The organism is Micromonospora trifolii, assembly GCF_050516465.1.
GTDB classification, from domain to species: Bacteria; Actinomycetota; Actinomycetes; order Mycobacteriales; family Micromonosporaceae; genus Micromonospora; species Micromonospora trifolii.
The window spans coordinates 4,256,637-4,272,569 of sequence record NZ_CP191526.1 but is presented as its reverse complement, the minus strand read 5'-3'; the positions used below and the strand labels follow the sequence as shown (position 1 = coordinate 4,272,569).

Annotated in this window: 13 protein-coding genes; 5 read left to right on the top strand and 8 right to left on the bottom strand. The window is 71.3% G+C overall.

The genetic code is table 11. The annotated features are described in order from the left end of the window. Positions 1-15 precede the first annotated feature (15 nt). Positions 16-1,848 (bottom strand): DUF2079 domain-containing protein, encoded by a 1,833-nt coding sequence (locus tag ACQRWP_RS19705; RefSeq protein WP_430496737.1) that lies wholly within the window; start codon positions 1,846-1,848, stop codon positions 16-18. Positions 1,849-2,066: 218 nt separating this feature from the next. Between ACQRWP_RS19705 and ACQRWP_RS19700 the strand changes: the two genes are divergently transcribed. Beyond that, positions 2,067-3,290 (top strand): extracellular catalytic domain type 1 short-chain-length polyhydroxyalkanoate depolymerase, encoded by a 1,224-nt coding sequence (locus ACQRWP_RS19700; RefSeq protein WP_430496735.1) that lies wholly within the window; start codon positions 2,067-2,069, stop codon positions 3,288-3,290. Between the two features lie 454 nt (positions 3,291-3,744). On the opposite strand, the gene ACQRWP_RS19695 is transcribed toward ACQRWP_RS19700, so the two are convergent. Then, entirely contained in the window at positions 3,745-4,644 is a 900-nt protein-coding gene (locus ACQRWP_RS19695) for a TIGR01777 family oxidoreductase (protein ID WP_430496733.1), read from the bottom strand. A gap of 320 nt (positions 4,645-4,964) precedes the next feature. On the opposite strand from ACQRWP_RS19695, the gene ACQRWP_RS19690 reads away from it, so the two are divergent. Next, entirely contained in the window at positions 4,965-5,816 is an 852-nt protein-coding gene (locus ACQRWP_RS19690; RefSeq protein ID WP_430496732.1) for an NmrA family NAD(P)-binding protein, read from the top strand. 30 nt (positions 5,817-5,846) lie between these two features. Here the strand turns inward: ACQRWP_RS19690 and ACQRWP_RS19685 are convergent, their stop codons facing one another. Further along, positions 5,847-6,845 carry an aldo/keto reductase gene (locus ACQRWP_RS19685; protein WP_430496730.1) on the bottom strand — a complete coding sequence of 333 codons (999 nt, stop codon included), beginning with the start codon at positions 6,843-6,845 and terminating at the stop codon, positions 5,847-5,849. 56 nt (positions 6,846-6,901) lie between these two features. On the opposite strand from ACQRWP_RS19685, the gene ACQRWP_RS19680 reads away from it, so the two are divergent. Next, a complete protein-coding gene (locus ACQRWP_RS19680) occupies positions 6,902-7,297 on the top strand; it encodes a MerR family transcriptional regulator (RefSeq protein ID WP_430496728.1) in 396 nt (131 codons plus the stop codon). Here ACQRWP_RS19680 and ACQRWP_RS19675 read toward each other — a convergent pair. Then, on the bottom strand, positions 7,294-7,776 hold the full coding sequence (locus ACQRWP_RS19675) for a hemerythrin domain-containing protein (protein ID WP_430496726.1): 483 nt from the start codon (positions 7,774-7,776) through the stop codon (positions 7,294-7,296). The genes ACQRWP_RS19680 and ACQRWP_RS19675 overlap by 4 nt on opposite strands. A 120-nt stretch (positions 7,777-7,896) precedes the next feature. Continuing rightward, positions 7,897-9,234 (bottom strand): low temperature requirement protein A, encoded by a 1,338-nt coding sequence (locus ACQRWP_RS19670; RefSeq protein ID WP_430503231.1) that lies wholly within the window; start codon positions 9,232-9,234, stop codon positions 7,897-7,899. A 153-nt stretch (positions 9,235-9,387) separates the two neighbouring features. Here ACQRWP_RS19670 and ACQRWP_RS19665 point away from each other — a divergent pair, with 153 nt between their 5' ends. After that, the gene (locus tag ACQRWP_RS19665; protein WP_430496725.1) at positions 9,388-10,323 is read left to right on the top strand and encodes an SDR family NAD(P)-dependent oxidoreductase; all 936 of its coding nucleotides are present in this window, start codon (positions 9,388-9,390) and stop codon (positions 10,321-10,323) included. Positions 10,324-10,386: 63 nt separating this feature from the next. On the opposite strand, the gene sucB is transcribed toward ACQRWP_RS19665, so the two are convergent. Further along, positions 10,387-12,231: a 2-oxoglutarate dehydrogenase, E2 component, dihydrolipoamide succinyltransferase gene (gene sucB, locus ACQRWP_RS19660; RefSeq protein WP_430496723.1), complete on the bottom strand. Its 1,845-nt coding sequence runs from the start codon at positions 12,229-12,231 to the stop codon at positions 10,387-10,389. 66 nt (positions 12,232-12,297) lie between these two features. After that, positions 12,298-13,689, bottom strand: a complete 1,392-nt coding sequence (lpdA, locus tag ACQRWP_RS19655) for a dihydrolipoyl dehydrogenase (RefSeq protein WP_410815730.1) — start codon at positions 13,687-13,689, stop codon at positions 12,298-12,300. Between the two features lie 178 nt (positions 13,690-13,867). On the opposite strand from lpdA, the gene ACQRWP_RS19650 reads away from it, so the two are divergent. After that, positions 13,868-14,197, top strand: coding sequence for a hypothetical protein (locus ACQRWP_RS19650; protein ID WP_354942500.1), 330 nt, complete (start codon positions 13,868-13,870; stop codon positions 14,195-14,197). 48 nt (positions 14,198-14,245) lie between these two features. Here ACQRWP_RS19650 and ACQRWP_RS19645 read toward each other — a convergent pair whose 3' ends face one another. Further along, positions 14,246-15,820: a leucyl aminopeptidase gene (locus ACQRWP_RS19645; RefSeq protein WP_430496721.1), complete on the bottom strand. Its 1,575-nt coding sequence runs from the start codon at positions 15,818-15,820 to the stop codon at positions 14,246-14,248. Positions 15,821-15,933 lie beyond the last annotated feature (113 nt).

Below are 15,933 nucleotides of genomic sequence, written 5' to 3'. Positions count from 1 at the left end.
TGGCCGCGTCGCTGTCTACCGATCGGCAGGGGGAATGCGCCAGAGCCAGACGTCGTCGACCCGTTGCGGCTCGCCGAACAGGGCGGTGCCGGTACGCAGCAGCGCCCCCTCGTCGACCTCGAACTTCGCGCCGTGCACCTCGTCGGCGAGCACCACCGTCTCGATTCGCCAGTGCCGCAGGTCCGACTGGATTTCGCGGATCGTCCCGTCAGTGACGATGGGGACCAGCCCGGTGCGGCCGGCCTGGTCCATCAGCGCGCTCAGCGTGCGCGGCACCGGGCCGATCCGGCCCCGCCCGTCCGGCCCGCCGGGGCCGAGGAAGAAGCCGCCCGGGATGGCGAACTCGCCCTGCCGGTGCGACAACGCGTACGCCTGCCAGCGCTGGCCGTCCGGGTAGATGTCCACTGTCAGCGGCACCGGGGTCAGCACTCCGTCGGGTGAGACGTAGTCCCGCCACGTGCCGGAGGTGATGAAGCGTGGGATGGGCTCCCGCTCGTCGGTCAGCAGCGGGGTGGGCAGCAGCGGCACCAGGGCCACCGCGAAACCGAGCAGCCAGGCCAACTCCGTGGAGCGGTGCCGTGGTGGCGCGGCGCGCAGCTGGTCGACGACGTACGCCAGCAACAGCCCGATCACCGGCGCGACCACCAGCGCCAGCCGGGCCGGTAGCGCGGCGTTCACCACCGGCAGTTGTCCGACCAGGTCGAACGGCATGGGCAGATCGGTGCGTCGGCCGTCGACCTTGGCGACCGGCCCGAAGGAGAGCACCGTGAAGATCAGAGCGAGGGCGCCCAGCGCCCAGAGGGTGGCCCGGCGGTGCGGGTCGGCCCGCCGCCAGAGCACGACGAAACAGACCACTGTGAGCACCAGCAGCGGGATGCCGAAGAACGAGTTCTCCTCGGTCGGGTTCGGCGCCAGCGAGGTGCCCAACCCGGCCTCGCCGGCCAGCGAGCGGCGCGGGAAGGCGGCGAACGCCGCGATGTCCTCGGAGTGGATCACCGGGTCGAAGCCGGTGCCGTGGAACCGTTGCGGCCCGGCGAAGTGCAACCACAAGGGGTACGACAGCAGCACGCCGGCGACCACTGCGGTCACCCCAAGTCCGCGCAGGAAGGTGGGCAGCGCGGCGCGGGCCTCCACCCGGTTGGCCGGGTGCAGCGCCCAGATGGCGACGAACACCCCCAACGCCAGCGCGGTGAAGAAGAGCCCCTCGGCGGCGATCGAGAAGGCCACCGCGACCAGCACGCCGAGGATCACCCCGTCGCGAAGCCAGTGCCCGGCGCGGCGTAGCGCGAACAGCCGCCAGATCAGCAGTGGCACCAGCCAACCGGCGGTCCAGTTCAGGTGCGCGTTGGCGTGCGACACCATGCCGGGGGAGTAGGCGATGAACAGGGCGCCGACCCCGGCGGCCAGCCGGCTGCGGACCAGGTGCCGGGAGAGCAGCCAGTACCAGACCAGCGCGGTGGCGAGCAGATTCAGGGTGAGGATCACCAGGAACGTCGCAGGCGGCCCGATCAGGTACGTGAGCGGGGCGAAGACCACCGCGTACACCGTGATCGTCGTGTTGACCGCGAGGTTCACGCCGTCCGGGACGTTGATCAGATAGGTGAAGAGCGGGTTGTCCCCGTGAGTGACCGCGTGCCCGCCGAAGGCCAGCAGCCATTCGAACAGCGCCTGGTCGCTGGAGTTGACGGTGATGGTGCGGACGTTCGGGTCCCGCCACAGCCCACTGGTCACCCAGACGGCGAGCGCGAGCGCCACCAGCACGACGATCAGGTCGGCCCGGCGGTCCCGGACGGTGCGCGGCGGTGACACGGGTGCGGGCCCGGTGGCCAGCGACGGGGAGGACGGCACGCAGCGGACGTTACCAACCGGACCTGGACGGGCCGGTCAGACCTGCAAGGACGGGACCGTTGGGGACGGATTCGGGCCGCCACGTCGACGGTCTGGCGTACACAGCGTCCGTCGTGAATGTGTGACTGTGCCCCATGTCATAGCGGCGACACATCGTCGTAACGTCACGGCAATTCGACCGTGACCCAGTTCACAGTCCGCCCCTCCAGGAGGCCGCCGTGCGCCGCTCCTCGTCCACCCTCACCCGGCTGCTCGGTGCGGTCGCCGGGCTCGCCCTCGCCGTAGCGGGCGCGGTCGCCATCGCCGCACCCGCCCAGGCCGCCACCCTCACCCAGGTCACCGGGTTCGGCTCCAACCCCGGCAACCTCGCCATGTACGCCTACCGGCCGGACGGCCTGCCGGCCAACTCCCCGGCCGTCGTCCTGCTGCACGGGTGTACGCAGAACGCCTCCGGCTACTTCGCCAACTCCGGCTGGCAGAAGTACGCCGACCAGTGGAAGTTCGCTCTGATCGTCGCCCAGCAGCCCTCCGGCAACAACGCCAACTCCTGCTTCAACTTCTTCGAGGCGGGGGACACCACCCGGGGTCAGGGTGAGGCGCTGTCGATCAAGCAGATGGTCGACCACGCCAAGGCGAACTTCGCGGTGAACGGCTCCCGGGTCTACGTCAGCGGGCTCTCCGCCGGCGGCGCGATGAGCGCGGTCATGCTGGCCACCTACCCGGACGTCTTCGCCGCCGGATCGATCATCGCGGGGATCCCGTACCGCTGCGCCACCAGCATGGTCAACGCGTTCAGCTGCATGAACCCGGGTGCGGACAAGACCCCGGCCGCGTGGGGCGACCTGGTCCGTGGCGCGTACTCCGGCTACGCCGGCCCGCGCCCCCGGGTGGCGATCTGGCACGGCACCTCGGACACCACTGTCACCCCGCTCAACGGCACCGAGTCCCGCGACCAGTGGACCAACGTGCGGGGCGTGTCGCAGACCCCGACCAGCACCTCGTCGCTGCCCGGCAACACCAGCCTCGAGGTGTACGGCACCGACGACGTGCGGCTCTACCGGATCTCCGGGATGGGCCACGGCACCCCGGTCGACCCGGGCTCGGCGGCCGAGCAGTGCGGCACCGCGGGCGCGTACTTCCTGGACACCATCTGCTCGACGTACCGTGACGCGCTCTTCTTCGGTCTGAACGGCGGCGGGACCAACCCGACCCCGACCCCGACGGCCACCCCCACCCCCACGCCGACCCCGACGGCCACCCCGACCACGCCGCCGACCTGCGTGACGGCCAGCAACTACGCGCACGTGGCGGCCGGTCGGGCGTACCAGTCCGGCGGCTACGCCTACGCCAACGGCTCCAACCAGCGCATGGGCCTGTACAACACCTTCTACACCAGCGCCCTCAAGCAAACCGCCCCCAACCACTGGGTGATCGGCTGCTGAAACCCGTCTCCAACCCCTGTTGATCAAGAGGTTTGCGTCAGATTCCGGCCTCCGGATGACGCAAACCTCTTGATCAACAGGGGTTGGGGCGTCGACGTCGGCGGTTCGGGGCCGGCACCCATCGGTGGCGTGCACTCCTCGATCAGTGGCCAGGCGTTGAAGAACTTCGGCTGGGGACCGAACAGCTCGGTTAGACCCCGTGTTGAAGGCGCGTGGCGGTCGTCGTCGGGCAGCCAGATCGAGTCGCACTCCGGGCACAGCAGGAAGACGCGGCCGTCCTCACGAACCCGCTACCAGGTCTGCCAATCCTGCCCGCAACCTGTGCAGGCGACCTTTACGGAGTCCATGATCCACTCCTGTTCACGGAAGTCGGGGTATCCGGGACGCCGGGATACCCCGACTTCAAGGAATCCGAGTCGATCATGCCGCCCCCGCCACGCGGGCGGGGGTGGGGTCAGGGGGTTAGTGCTGCTTGGAGGGCTTGGGCGAGGGTGGGGTGCTGGTAGGGGTAGGCGGCTCTCGTCAGGACTCCGGGGAGGACTCGGGTGCTGGTGAGGGCCTCGTGGGCGAAGCCGCCGAGGACCACCTTGAGCGCCAGGGCGGGGATCGGGATGATCGCCGGGCGGTGCAGCTGCCGGGCCAGCTCGCTGGTGAACTCGATGTTCGTCACCGGGTTCGGCCCCACCACGTTGACCGGGCCGGCGACCTCGTCGTGGTCCAGCAGGAAGCGGGTCGCGTCCAGCCAATCGGCCATCGAGATCCACGGCAACCACTGCCGGCCGCTGCCCAGCCGGCCGGCGATGCCCAGCTTGAACGGCAGCAGCTGCGGCTTGAGCATCCCGCCGTCGCGGTCCAGCGGCAGACCGGTACGCAGCCGGACCACGCGTACCCCGGCGTCCTCGGCCGGCCGGGTCGCGGCCTCCCACACCCGGCAGACGTCGGCCAGGAATCCCTCGCCGGCCGGCGCGTCCTCCTCGACCGCCCGGTCACCCGTGTTGCCGTACCAGCCGACGGCCGACGAGTTGAGCAGCACCCGGGGTCGGTCCGCGGCGGGCAGCCCGGCGATGGTGGTCGCCAGCGTGGTGGTGCTGTCCACCCGGCTGGTGCGGATCAACCGGCGGTAGTCGTCGTTCCAGCGTTTGTCGCCGACGCCCGCGCCGGCCAGGTTGACGACGGCGTCGGCCTCGGCGACCACGGCCGGGTCGAGCTGCCCGGCGGCCGGGTCCCACAGTCGCTCCTGCGGCCCGCCCGGCGCCCGACGGACCAGCCGGGTGACCTCGTGCCCGTCCCGGACGAGCAGGTCGGCCAGCCGGGTGCCAAGGAAGCCGGACGCGCCGGCCAGAAGGATCCGCATACCCCCATCTTCGTCCAGAACACCACCGGTGGATGCACGGAGCCGCCGACATCCTCGGCACCGGGGCACTCCGGCGAAGAAAGTTGCGCGGATCGGCGAGCAGCACAGAAAACGCAGGTCAGCGGCTGTTCCGGGTACCGAAAAACGCTGCCGCGCGCATTCGGCGCCGGTCGCGTTTCCGCAGGTCAGAGCGAACGTGAATGCAATGTTCGCGATTGCTTCCGGCACCGATCTGACTGACCATGAGCCATCCGAGAGCGCCCCCGAATGGCGGGGTCGACTCACCGTGCCCACCGTCGGGTGACAGCTGAGGAGAAACCATGCCGATCCTGGTGACCGGAGCGACCGGAACCGTCGGAGGCAGCCTGGTCCGGCAACTGGTGGCCGCCGGCCACGACGTACGCGCACTGACCCGCGATCCCGCGTCGCCGGCGGCCGTCGCGCTGCCCAGCGGGGTGGAGGTGCTGGCGGGCGACTTCGCCAGGCCCTACACGCTGGCGCCAGCGCTGCGCGGCGTGACGCGCATGCACCTGGTCGCAATGAACGGGTACGGACCGCTGACCACCGGTGCGGAGATCCTGGAGCTGGCCCGGAAGGCCGGGGTCCGTCGGGTCACCCACCTCGGTCACAACGATCCGAGCCGGGCCGACGACGACCCGCTCGAGGCCCCGCACCGGCCCCTGCACCGGGCGATCGAGAACTCGGGTCTGGAGTGGACACACGTGTTTCCCGGCGAGTTCATGGCGAACACCCGGGACTGGGCGCCCGCCATCCGGGCCGAGGGGGTGGTCCGGGCGCCGTTCGGTGACTGGAACAGCGCCCTGGTCCACGAGGCGGACATCGCCGCGGTCATCCTGGCGGCGCTCACCGACGACGGCCATGCCGGCCAGGTCTACCAGCCGACCGGTCCGGAGCCGGTCCGGCGCCGGGACGCGGTCGAGATGATCGGTGCGGCGATCGGCCGCCCGGTGCGGTTCGAGGAATTGACCCCGGAGCAGGCCCGGGAGTACTGGAAGGACGACTATCCTGCCGAGGTGATCGAGTGGTTCCTGGAGATGGGCCGGTATCTCGACGGCAACGCCTGGGTCGCCCCGGACGTCGAGCAGGTGACCGGCCGCCCCGGGCGCACGTTCCGGCAGTGGGCCGTCGAGCACGCTGACGACTTCCGCTGACGACGCCCGGGGCGTGGACCGGCCCGGTGGTCAGGCCGCGGGGTCCGGACGAAGGTCGGCGAGGAGACGCTCCACCTCGGCGTAGGACTCGGGGCTCAGCGGGCCACGCTCCAGGGTGGCCAGGTTTTCGTCGGCCTGGGCCACCGTGCGCAGGCCGGGGATCGGCACGGTACGAGGGCTGCGCGCCAGCAGCCACCCGAGCGCGCCCTGCGCCAGGGTGCGCCCGTCGGCGGTGAGCGCCGCGCGGACCTGGTCGACCCGGGCCGCCCAGCGTGGCGTCGGCCGGCCGTCGGTGAACCATTCCAGCCACTCCGGCGCCCGTCCGCGCACATCGTCCGCCCCGACCGCCCGGGTCGACCCGGTGAGCAGCCCCATCGCCAACGGCCCACGGTTGAGGCTGGCCAGGTCGTGCTTGTCGCAGACCGCCAGCACCGCCGCGTTGTCGCGCAGCACCGACTCGTCGTGCTGAATCGCCGCGCAGTGCGGGCCGGCAGCCGCGAACGCCTCCGCCGAGGTCGGGTCGTCGGTGCTCCAGCCGTACGCCCGGATCTTGCCCTGGTCGACCAGGGCCTCCAGGGTGTCGACCAGATCGAGCGCGGCGGGCACCGGCAGTGCGTTGATGTGCAGTTGATAGAGGTCGACGTAGTCGGTGCCGAGCCGGCGGAGCGAGTCGTCCAGGCTGCGCACCGCGAAGGCCGGGCTGGCGTCGGTGCCGAGCGCCCGCCGGGTGCCCTCCTCGCTGACGTTGCCGAACTTGGTGGCGATCACCACGCTGTCCCGCCGCCCGGCCAAGGCTTGACCGAGGATCCGCTCGCTGTGCCCGGCGCCGTAGTTGCTGGCGGTGTCGAACAGGGTCACCCCGAGGTCGAGCGCCCGGTGGATGGTGCGGATCGACTCGTCGTCGTCCACCTCACCCCAGCCGAACGGCTGCCCGTCGTCACCCCAGAGCGGGCCGCCGACGGCCCAGCACCCCATTCCGATCGCGCTCACCGTGATGCCGCTGCGTCCCAGCGTCCGTGTCGTCGTCATGGTCAACAGCCTCCAACCTGGAGCGCGCTCCAGGTCAAGCACTACCATCTCGCGACATGAGCGGTTACGCCCCCTCGGAGGCCGCCCGCCGCAGCGGCTTCAGTCTGGACACTCTGCGGTACTACGAGAAAATCGGCCTCCTCGCTGACGTGGAGCGGACGACAGGCGGGCAGCGGGTCTTCACCGACGACGACCTCGGCTGGCTGGTGCTGTTCCGCTGCCTGCGCGACACCGGGATGCCGATCGCGCAGATGCGCCGCTACGCGCAACTGGCCCGCGACGGCGAGCACACCGCCGACGAGCGGCACGAGCTGCTGCGCCACCACGCGGCGCGGGTCGAGGAGCAGATGCGCCTGCTCCAGCGCCAGTACGACCACCTTCGGGAGAAGATCCGCTTCTACGAGCGACTGCCCGCAGTCGCCGCGGGCCCGGAGGCCAAGCACGGCACCTAGAGGGGGTCGGGCGCGGTCAGGCCGAGTAGTTCCTCGGTCGTTCCGGTTCGACCGGTGAGCGCGTTCAGGGCGGTGACCAGCCGCTTCTCCTCGTAGCGGAAGTGCGACTCCAGCAGGGCCGCCAACCCGCCCAGCTCGGCGCGCACCTGGGTGACCGGCACCCCCGCGTCGCCGCCCAGCAGTGCCTCGACCCGTTCCAGGATCCCCGCCACCACCTCGTGATCGGTGATCAGGTTGTCGATGACCGGGCGCAGCTCGGGGGCCTCCTCGGCCAGCAACCGGAACGCGCCCGCGTCCTCACCGGTGTGGTGTCGGCCGAGCGCGGCGCAGAAGGTCAGGCAGTGCGCCCGCAGGTCCCGGGACGGGTTGTCGAGGCTTGCCTGGAGCCGGGCCAGTTCCGCGCTGAGCCAGAGGTGGATCTCGATCATCTGATTGCCGACGGCGGCGAGCCGGCCGGCCGGTGAACCGGTTGGGTGCACGTTCGTCCCATGCTGTCCCCGCGCCTCCATGCCCACGGCGGCCTTCGGGCCGGGTGCACTGCGACGCTGCGTCGAAGTCTAGGGCCGGCCGGTCACGCCCTCAACCCGGGAACGCCGCAGTCACGGCGTGGTCGGCTCGTCGGTCTCCCGGACGTCGTGCCAGCGCGCACGCCAGGCGGCCTCGTGGGCCTCGTGGGAGGTCCGCTCCTCAAAGACGGCGGCCCGCAGGGCGTGCCGGGATTGCGCCATCACCATCACCTCCACGGCCACCAGCGCCACGCAGATCACTGTCGCGAGGGTGAGCGCGCCCAGCGCTGGCAGGTGCTGGCCGATCGGAAGGGCCGCCGTGAGGACCACTATGACGCCGACGCGGGTCCAGCTGACGGTGTGCAGGGTGCGTAACTGGAAGAGCAGGTTGACGGCGAAATAGCAGATCAGCCCGCCGAAGAGCATCGGCACCGCCGGTCCCTCGACCTTCTCGGCGATCCCGCCGGCCGGGTCGGTGATCTTGTGCAGGACCTCCTCGTTGCCGATCGAGAAGAGGATCACCCCGGCGATCATCGGCAGGTAGAGATACGCGTACGCGTCACGGGCCATCGCCACCCGAGGGGCGCCCTCCGCCGCGTGCAGGGCGATCCGGGCGGCCGGTCCGATGAAGTCGAAGTGCGCCCACCAGAGGGCGGCGGTGACCACGATGCCGAGCGCGGCGGCGGCCACCGCCGGCCAGGTGACCGGCTTGCCGAGCAGGTTGCCGCCGACGCCCGTCGAGATGATCGACTCGCCCAGCGCGATGATCAGGATGAGGTCGTAGCGCTCCGTCCAGTGCTCGGCGCTGGTCACCCCCCAGCCCCAGGTCCCGACGATGAAGCCGGTGGCGTACTGCACCACCACCACTGTGATCCACAGCCCGTCGCGGACCAGGGCGGCCCGGTCGGGGTCGGTGATCTGCGGCGGGATGAGCGCGGCGGCCAGCAGCAGCACGATGCTCACCGCCAGCTCCGGGGCGAACCGCCGCAGTTGCCGCCGTTCCTGCGGGCTGTCCCGCACCACGTGTTGATAGAGGATCATGTGTACGGCCCGGACCACGACGTAGCTGATGGCCACCAGCATCGGGCCGGCGGCGCTCCCCTTCGGGTCGTTGAACGCCTGCGGAAGCGCCAGCGCGAACGCGAACAGGGCGACCATCGCGATCACCATGAGCACCGGGACGTAGCCCTCGCCGAGCCGGACCCGGGTGGCGACCAGGCTGTGCACCACCCAGATCCACCAGAGGACGGCGAGCACCAGACCGGCGTGCACCAGTTGCCGGCCGGAGATGTTCGCGGCGGTAGCCCGGGTGATGATGAAGAACGAGAAGACGAAGACCAGGTCGAAGAAGACCTCGAACTTGTCCACCCGGGCGCCCGGGGCGATCGGGACGGCCGGGCCCAGCTGTCCACCCCGCCGGTAGCCGCCCACGATCCCACTCTGGCAGCGTCCGAGCTGGTCGGAGGGCCGAACGGCGATGGCGACGGGGTCCGGCGTTACCTCCGGCCCGGGTCGGGGAAACACCGGGGCCGCGGCCTCCCGCAGCGGGCCGGTCGGTCCGCCCACCCCGGACAAGGATGGACAATGACGACCAACAACCCGATCACCACTTCGTTCGCCCATCACTCCACGGCCATGGACGTGATCCGGGGCGTGGACCTCGTCGGGCGGCGGGCGATCGTCACCGGCGGGTCCTCCGGGATCGGCGTGGAGACCGCCCGCGCCCTGGCCAGCGCCGGCGCGGAGGTCACCCTGGCCGTCCGCAATCCTGACGCGGGTCAGCAGGCCGCCAACGACATCACCGGCACCACCGGCAACGACAGCGTCCTGGTCGCCCCGCTCGACCTCGCCGACCAGGGTTCGATCGCCGACTTCGTGGCCAACTGGGACGGCCCGCTGCACATCCTGGTCAACAACGCCGGCATCATGGCCGCACCCCTGTCCCGCACCCCGCAGGGCTGGGAGATGCAGTTCGCGACCAACCACCTGGGGCACTTCGCGCTCGCCTCCGGGCTGCGCCCGGCACTCGCCGCCAGCGACGGGGCCAGGATCGTCTCGGTCAGCTCCGCCGCCCACCTGCGCTCACCGGTGGTCTTCGAGGACATCCAGTACGACAAGCGGGAGTACGAGCCGTGGCAGGCGTACGGGCAGTCCAAGACGGCCAACGTGCTGTTCGCCGTGGAGGCGACCCGGCGCTGGGCCGACGACGGCATCCTCACCAACTCGCTGATGCCCGGCGCGATCCGGACCAACCTCCAGCGCTACGTGAGCGATGAGGAGCTGGATCGGCTGCGCGCGGGCAACGCGGCAACCTGGAAGACCGTCGAGCAGGGCGCCGCCACCTCGGTGCTGGTCGCCGCCTCACCGCTGCTCCACGGGGTGGGCGGGCGCTACTTCGAGGACTGTCAGGAGGCCGCCCCCAACCAGCCCGGTGGGCGGACGGGAGTGGCGGCGTACGCGCTGGAGCCGGAGGCCGCCGAGCGGCTCTGGCAGGTCTCGACCGCCCTGCTCAAGGGCTGAGGACCGTAAACGGAAGGGCACCCCGGTCGACGACCGGGGTGCCCTCGCGGCGTTGCGGGTGGATCAGGCCAGGCCCAGCTCCGACTCGAAGTTGCCGGCCTCCAGCCGCTCCTTGACCGCGGTCAGGAAGCGGGCCGCGTCGGCGCCGTCGATCAGCCGGTGGTCGTAGGACATGGCCAGGTAGACCATCGACCGGATCGCGACGACCTCGCCCAGCTCCGGGTCGTTGACCACGACCGGCCGCTTGACCACGGCACCGGTGCCGAGCATCGCCGACTGCGGCGACGGCACGATCGGGGTGTCGAAGAGAGCGCCCCGGCTGCCCGTGTTGGTCAGCGTGAAGGTCGCCCCGGCCATCTCGTCCGGGGTGATCTTGTTGGCCCGGGTGCGCTCGGCCAGGTCGGCGATCCGCTTGGCGATGCCGCCCATGTTGAGCTCACCGGCGTTGTGGATGACCGGCACGAGCAGCCCGCGCTCGGTGTCCACGGCGATGCCCAGGTGCTCTGCGGCCGGGTAGGTGATCGTGCCGCCGTCCAGGTCCATGCTGGCCTGGATGATCGGGTGGGTCTGGAGCGCCTCGATGGCGGCGAGCGCGAAGAACGGCAGGAAGGACAGCTTCACGCCGTGCTTGGCCTGGAAAGACTCCTTCGCCCGCGTCCGCAACTTGGCGACCCGGGTGACGTCCACCTCGACCACCGTGGTGAGCTGGGCCGTCTCGTGCAGCGACTGCTGCATCCGCTTGGCGATGGTCGCCCGGATGCGCGGCAGCTTCTCGGTGGTGCCCCGCTTGCTGCTCGGCTGCGGCTTCTCGGCCGGCTTGGCCGCAGCCGCTGACGGCGCGGCGGCGGGGGCCGGTGCGGCGGCAGGAGCGGCCTTGGCGGCCTTCGCCTTCTCGGCGGCCTCCAGCACGTCCTGCTTGCGGATCCGACCACCCACGCCGGTGCCGTTGAGCGCGGCCAGGTCGACGCCGTGCTCACTGGCCAGCTTGCGCACCAGCGGGGTCACGTACCCGGCGGCCTCCTCGCCGGCACCCGGTGCCGGGGCGGACGGGCGCGGCGGCGTCGAGGTCGACGCGGCCGGCTGCGCGGCCTGCTCGGTCTTCGCCGGCTGCGCCGAGCTCTCGGTCTCCGCGGCGGGCTCGTTGTACGACATGCCGGGGGTCGGCTCCTCGACCTTCGGCTCCGGCTTCGGCTCGGCCTTCGGCTCCGGCTTGGCCTCCGCCTTCGGCTCGGGCTTCGGCTCGGGCTGCGCCTGGGCCGGGGCCCCGCCGGCAGCGCCGATGATCGCGAGGTCGGCGCCGACCGCGGCGGTCTCGTCCTCGGCGACCTTGATCTCCAGCACCGTGCCGGCGACCGGCGACGGGATCTCGGTGTCCACCTTGTCGGTGGAGACCTCCAGCAGCGGCTCGTCGACCTCGATGGTCTCGCCGACCTGCTTCAGCCAGCGGGTGACAGTACCCTCGGTGACGCTCTCGCCCAGGGCGGGCATCTTCACCGCGGTGCCCTCGCCCGACGAGGCGGCGGCCGGAGCCGGCGTCTCGGCCGGGGCCTCGTCCTGGGCCACCTCGTCCGCGGTGCCCTCGGCGGCGGCCGTCGGCTCGGCGGCCGGCTCGACCGACTCGGCCGGGGCCTGCTCCTGCGGGGCGGCCTCGCCACCGCCGGTCGACTCGCCCTCACCGGCGATGACGGCCAGCTCGCTGCCGACCTCGGCGGTCTCGTCCTCGCCGACCACGATCCGGCTCAGCACGCCCGCAGCGGGCGACGGGATCTCGGTGTCGACCTTGTCGGTCGAAACCTCGAGCAGGGGCTCGTCAACCTCGACCGTGTCGCCCTCCTGCTTGAGCCAGCGAGTGACGGTGCCCTCGGTGACGCTCTCGCCGAGCCGGGGCATGGTGACCGATACCGGCATTTTCTGAGACTCCTTCATTCCCCTGGTGGGATCTTCGCCCGTCGCCGGACGCCGCGGTTTGGATGATCAGGCGTGCGCGTGCAGCGGCTTGCCGGCGAGGGCCAGGTGCGCCTCGCCCAGGGCCTCGTTCTGGGTCGGGTGGGCGTGCACGAGCTGGGCGACCTCGGCCGGGTACGCCTCCCAGTTGTAGATGAGCTGAGCCTCACCGATCAGCTCACCGACCCGGGCGCCGATCATGTGCACGCCGACCACCGGGCCGTCCTCGACCCGGACCAGCTTCACGAAGCCGGTGGTCTTGAGGATCTGGCTCTTGCCGTTGCCACCCAGGTTGTAGTTGTACGTCTTGACCTTGTCGGCGCCGTACTGCTCCTTGGCCTTGGCCTCGGTGAGACCCACCGACGCCAGCTCCGGGTCGCAGTAGGTGACGCGCGGGATGCCGACCTCGTCGATCACGGCGGGGGTCTGCCCGGCGATCTCCTCGGCCACGAAGATGCCCTGCTGGAAGCCCCGGTGCGCGAGCTGGAGGCCCGGGACGATGTCGCCGACCGCGTAGACGTTCGGCACGCTGGTGCGCAGCCGCTCGTCGGTCAGCACGTAGCCGCGGTCCATCTTGACGCCCTGCTCCTCGTACCCGAGGTTGGCGGTGTTCGGGCCGCGACCGACGGCGACCAGCAGCAGCTCCGCCTCGACGGTCTCGCCGCCCTGGATGGTCAGCTTGACGCCGCTCTCGGTCTTCTCGACCTTCTCGAACGGCTTGCCGACCTTGAAGTTGATCTTCCGCTTGCGGAACGCCCGCTCCAGCGCCTTCGACGACTCCTCGTCCTCGGCGGCGACCAGCCGGGGCAGCGCCTCGACGATCGTCACGTCCACGCCGAAGGACTTCCACACGCTGGCGAACTCGACGCCGATCACGCCGCCACCGAGCACGATCACCGACGACGGCACCCGGTCCATCGTGAGGGCATGGTCGCTGGTGATGATCCGCTCGCCGTCGACCTCAAGGCCGGGCAGGCTCTTCGCGTACGAGCCGGAGGCCAGGACGATGTTGCGGCCGGTGTAGCGCTTGCCCGCCACCTCGACCACGTTCTTGCCGACCAGCTTGCCGGCGCCCTCGACGACGGTGATGTTCTTCGAGCCGCCCACCAGGCCCTGCAGGCCCTTGTACAGGCGGGAGATCACGCCGTCCTTGTACGAGTTGACCCCGGCCATGTCGATGCCGATCAGCTCGGCCTTCACACCGAACTGCTCCGACTCGCGGGCCTGGTCGGCGATCTCGGCCGCGTGCAGCAGCGCCTTCGTCGGGATGCAGCCGTTGTGCAGGCAGGTGCCCCCGAGCTTGCCCTTCTCGACCAGCGCGACCTTCAGGCCCAGCTGGGCGGCGCGCAGCGCAGTCGCGTAGCCGCCGCTGCCACCTCCGAGAATGACAATGTCGAAGGTCGCTTCGTTCGGCTCGCTCACGTCCAACTCCCAGGTCGCGTCGCTGCATCGGGGGTCACGGGGGTGTAACACGGACACACCCCACCTCGGTCATCTTGTCACCACTGAGCACAGGGTGCGTACTGAGGTGCCCAACGACACGTCATCGACACGTACCCTTGGCACCGTTGTCGATGACGCACGGTGGGGGAGAGATCCGGTGGGCTTGTTCCGGCGCCGCAAACAGGCGGCTGTGCCGAGCCATGACCGTGCCGCCGATCGTGGCGATCTGGAGCATCTGGAGAACTTCATCCGGAGTCGGCGCGGCGTCGAGGCGTACATCGAACCCCGGACGACCGTGACGGAGACCACTGTCATCCTGATCGCCGACGACGGGGAGTGGACCCGCCGGCGCATCGACGGCCCGGACGGGGCCCGGCGCTTCGCGTACCGGATGGGCATCCCGGTGTACGACGTCCGGCTGATGGGCTACCCGCAGCGGATGCGCGACTTCAACGAGCGCCGCAAACGACGCCCCGAGCGGTACTGACCTGCGCGAAGGGGCCCCCTTGAGCAGGGGGCCCCTTCGCGTGTCCCGTCAGCCGTTGGTGGCGACGTCCTCGACGAGCTGCACCAGCGTGCGGACCGGTACACCGGTGCCGCCCTTGGTCCAGTAGCCGACCGGCTCGCCCGAGTGGTAGCCCGGCCCGGCGATGTCGATGTGCGCCCAGGCCACGTCGTCGGTCACGAACTCGCGCAGGAACACGCCGCCCTGCAGCATGTGGCCGGCCCGGTCCATCCCGGCGTTGACCTGCGAGATGTCCGCCACATCCGACTCCATGCCCTTACGGACGTCGTCGGGCAGCGGCATCGGCCAGGCCGGCTCGCCGACGGCGTCGCCGACCACCTTCACCCGGTCGCACAGCTCCGGGGTGCCCATCACGCCGGCCATCCGCTTGCCCAGCGCGATCACCTGGCCGCCGGTCAGGGTGGAGGTCTCGAACAGGTAGTCGGTGCCGTCCGCGCAGGCGCGGGCGATGGCGTCGCCCAGGATCATCCGGCCCTCGGCGTCGGTGTTGAGCACCTCGACCCGCTTGCCGTTGAACATGGTGATCACGTCACCCGGCCGGTAGCTGGTGCCCGACGGCATGTTCTCCGCCATCGGCAGGTACGCGCTGACCGCCACCGTCGGCTTCAGCGCGGCGATCGCCAGCATGGCCGCGCCCACCGCGGCGGCGCCCGCCATGTCGGACTTCATCTCCCACATGCCCTGCGCCGGCTTGATCGAGATGCCGCCGGTGTCGAAGGTGATGCCCTTGCCGACCAGCGCGACCCGCTTGCCGTTGCCGCCGCCCTGCGGGGTGTAGGTCAGCTTCACCAGCCGCGGCGGGGCCTCCGAGCCCTGCCCGACCGCGACGATGCCGCCGTACCCGCCGGCGGCCAGCGCCGCCTCGTCGAGCACCTCGACGCCGAGGCCCGCCTCGCGCGCCGCGCTGGCGACCGCCTCGGCGAACGACGGCGGACGCAGCTCGTTCGGCGCGGTGTTCACCCAGTCCCGGCTGAGCCGGACCGCGCCCGCCACCGCCTGCGCCCGGGCGATTTCCGCCTGGGCGCCCGCGTCGCCGGCGTCCGGCACCGCGATGAGCACCTCGGCCACCGGCTCCCGCCGGGTCGGCTGGGGCCGGGTCTTGTACCCGGCGAACCGGTAGCCACCCAGCAGCGCGCCCTCGGCGACCGCGCGCAGCTCCGCCGAGGCGTCCGCGTCGTCCGGCAGCGGCAGCGCCAGCGCGACCTTGGGTGCGCCCGCCAGGGCCCGGATCGCCGCACCGGCGGCCCGGCGCAGCGTCTCCGGGGCCGGGGCGGCACCCGACGGCTCCGGGCCGAGCCCGACCGCGGTGACCAGCGGGGCGGTCACGGTGCCCAGCGTGGCCAGCTTGATGACCTCACCCGGCCCGCCGGTCGCGCCGAGCAGCGCGAGGGTCTCGGTCAGCTTGCCGTCGAATGCGGCCGCGATGCTCTCCGCGCCGCTGGCGAGCAGCAGGGTGCCGGCGAGGCCGCTGGTGGCGCCCTGCTCTCCGGTCTGGCTGTGCACGCCGATCACGATCGCGTCGACGGCGAGCTCGGCCGGGTCGGTGTCGACCAGGCTCAGGTTGGTGGTGCGGGGTGAAGTCACTGAAGCTACTCCGGGCGGGCCGGGCTGGTCGCGGCGTCGCGTACCAGCGGTGAAGGTCTCCGGCGGAACCTACCTGCCGGACGTCATGGCTGTCCCGCCGACAGCGCCAGCGG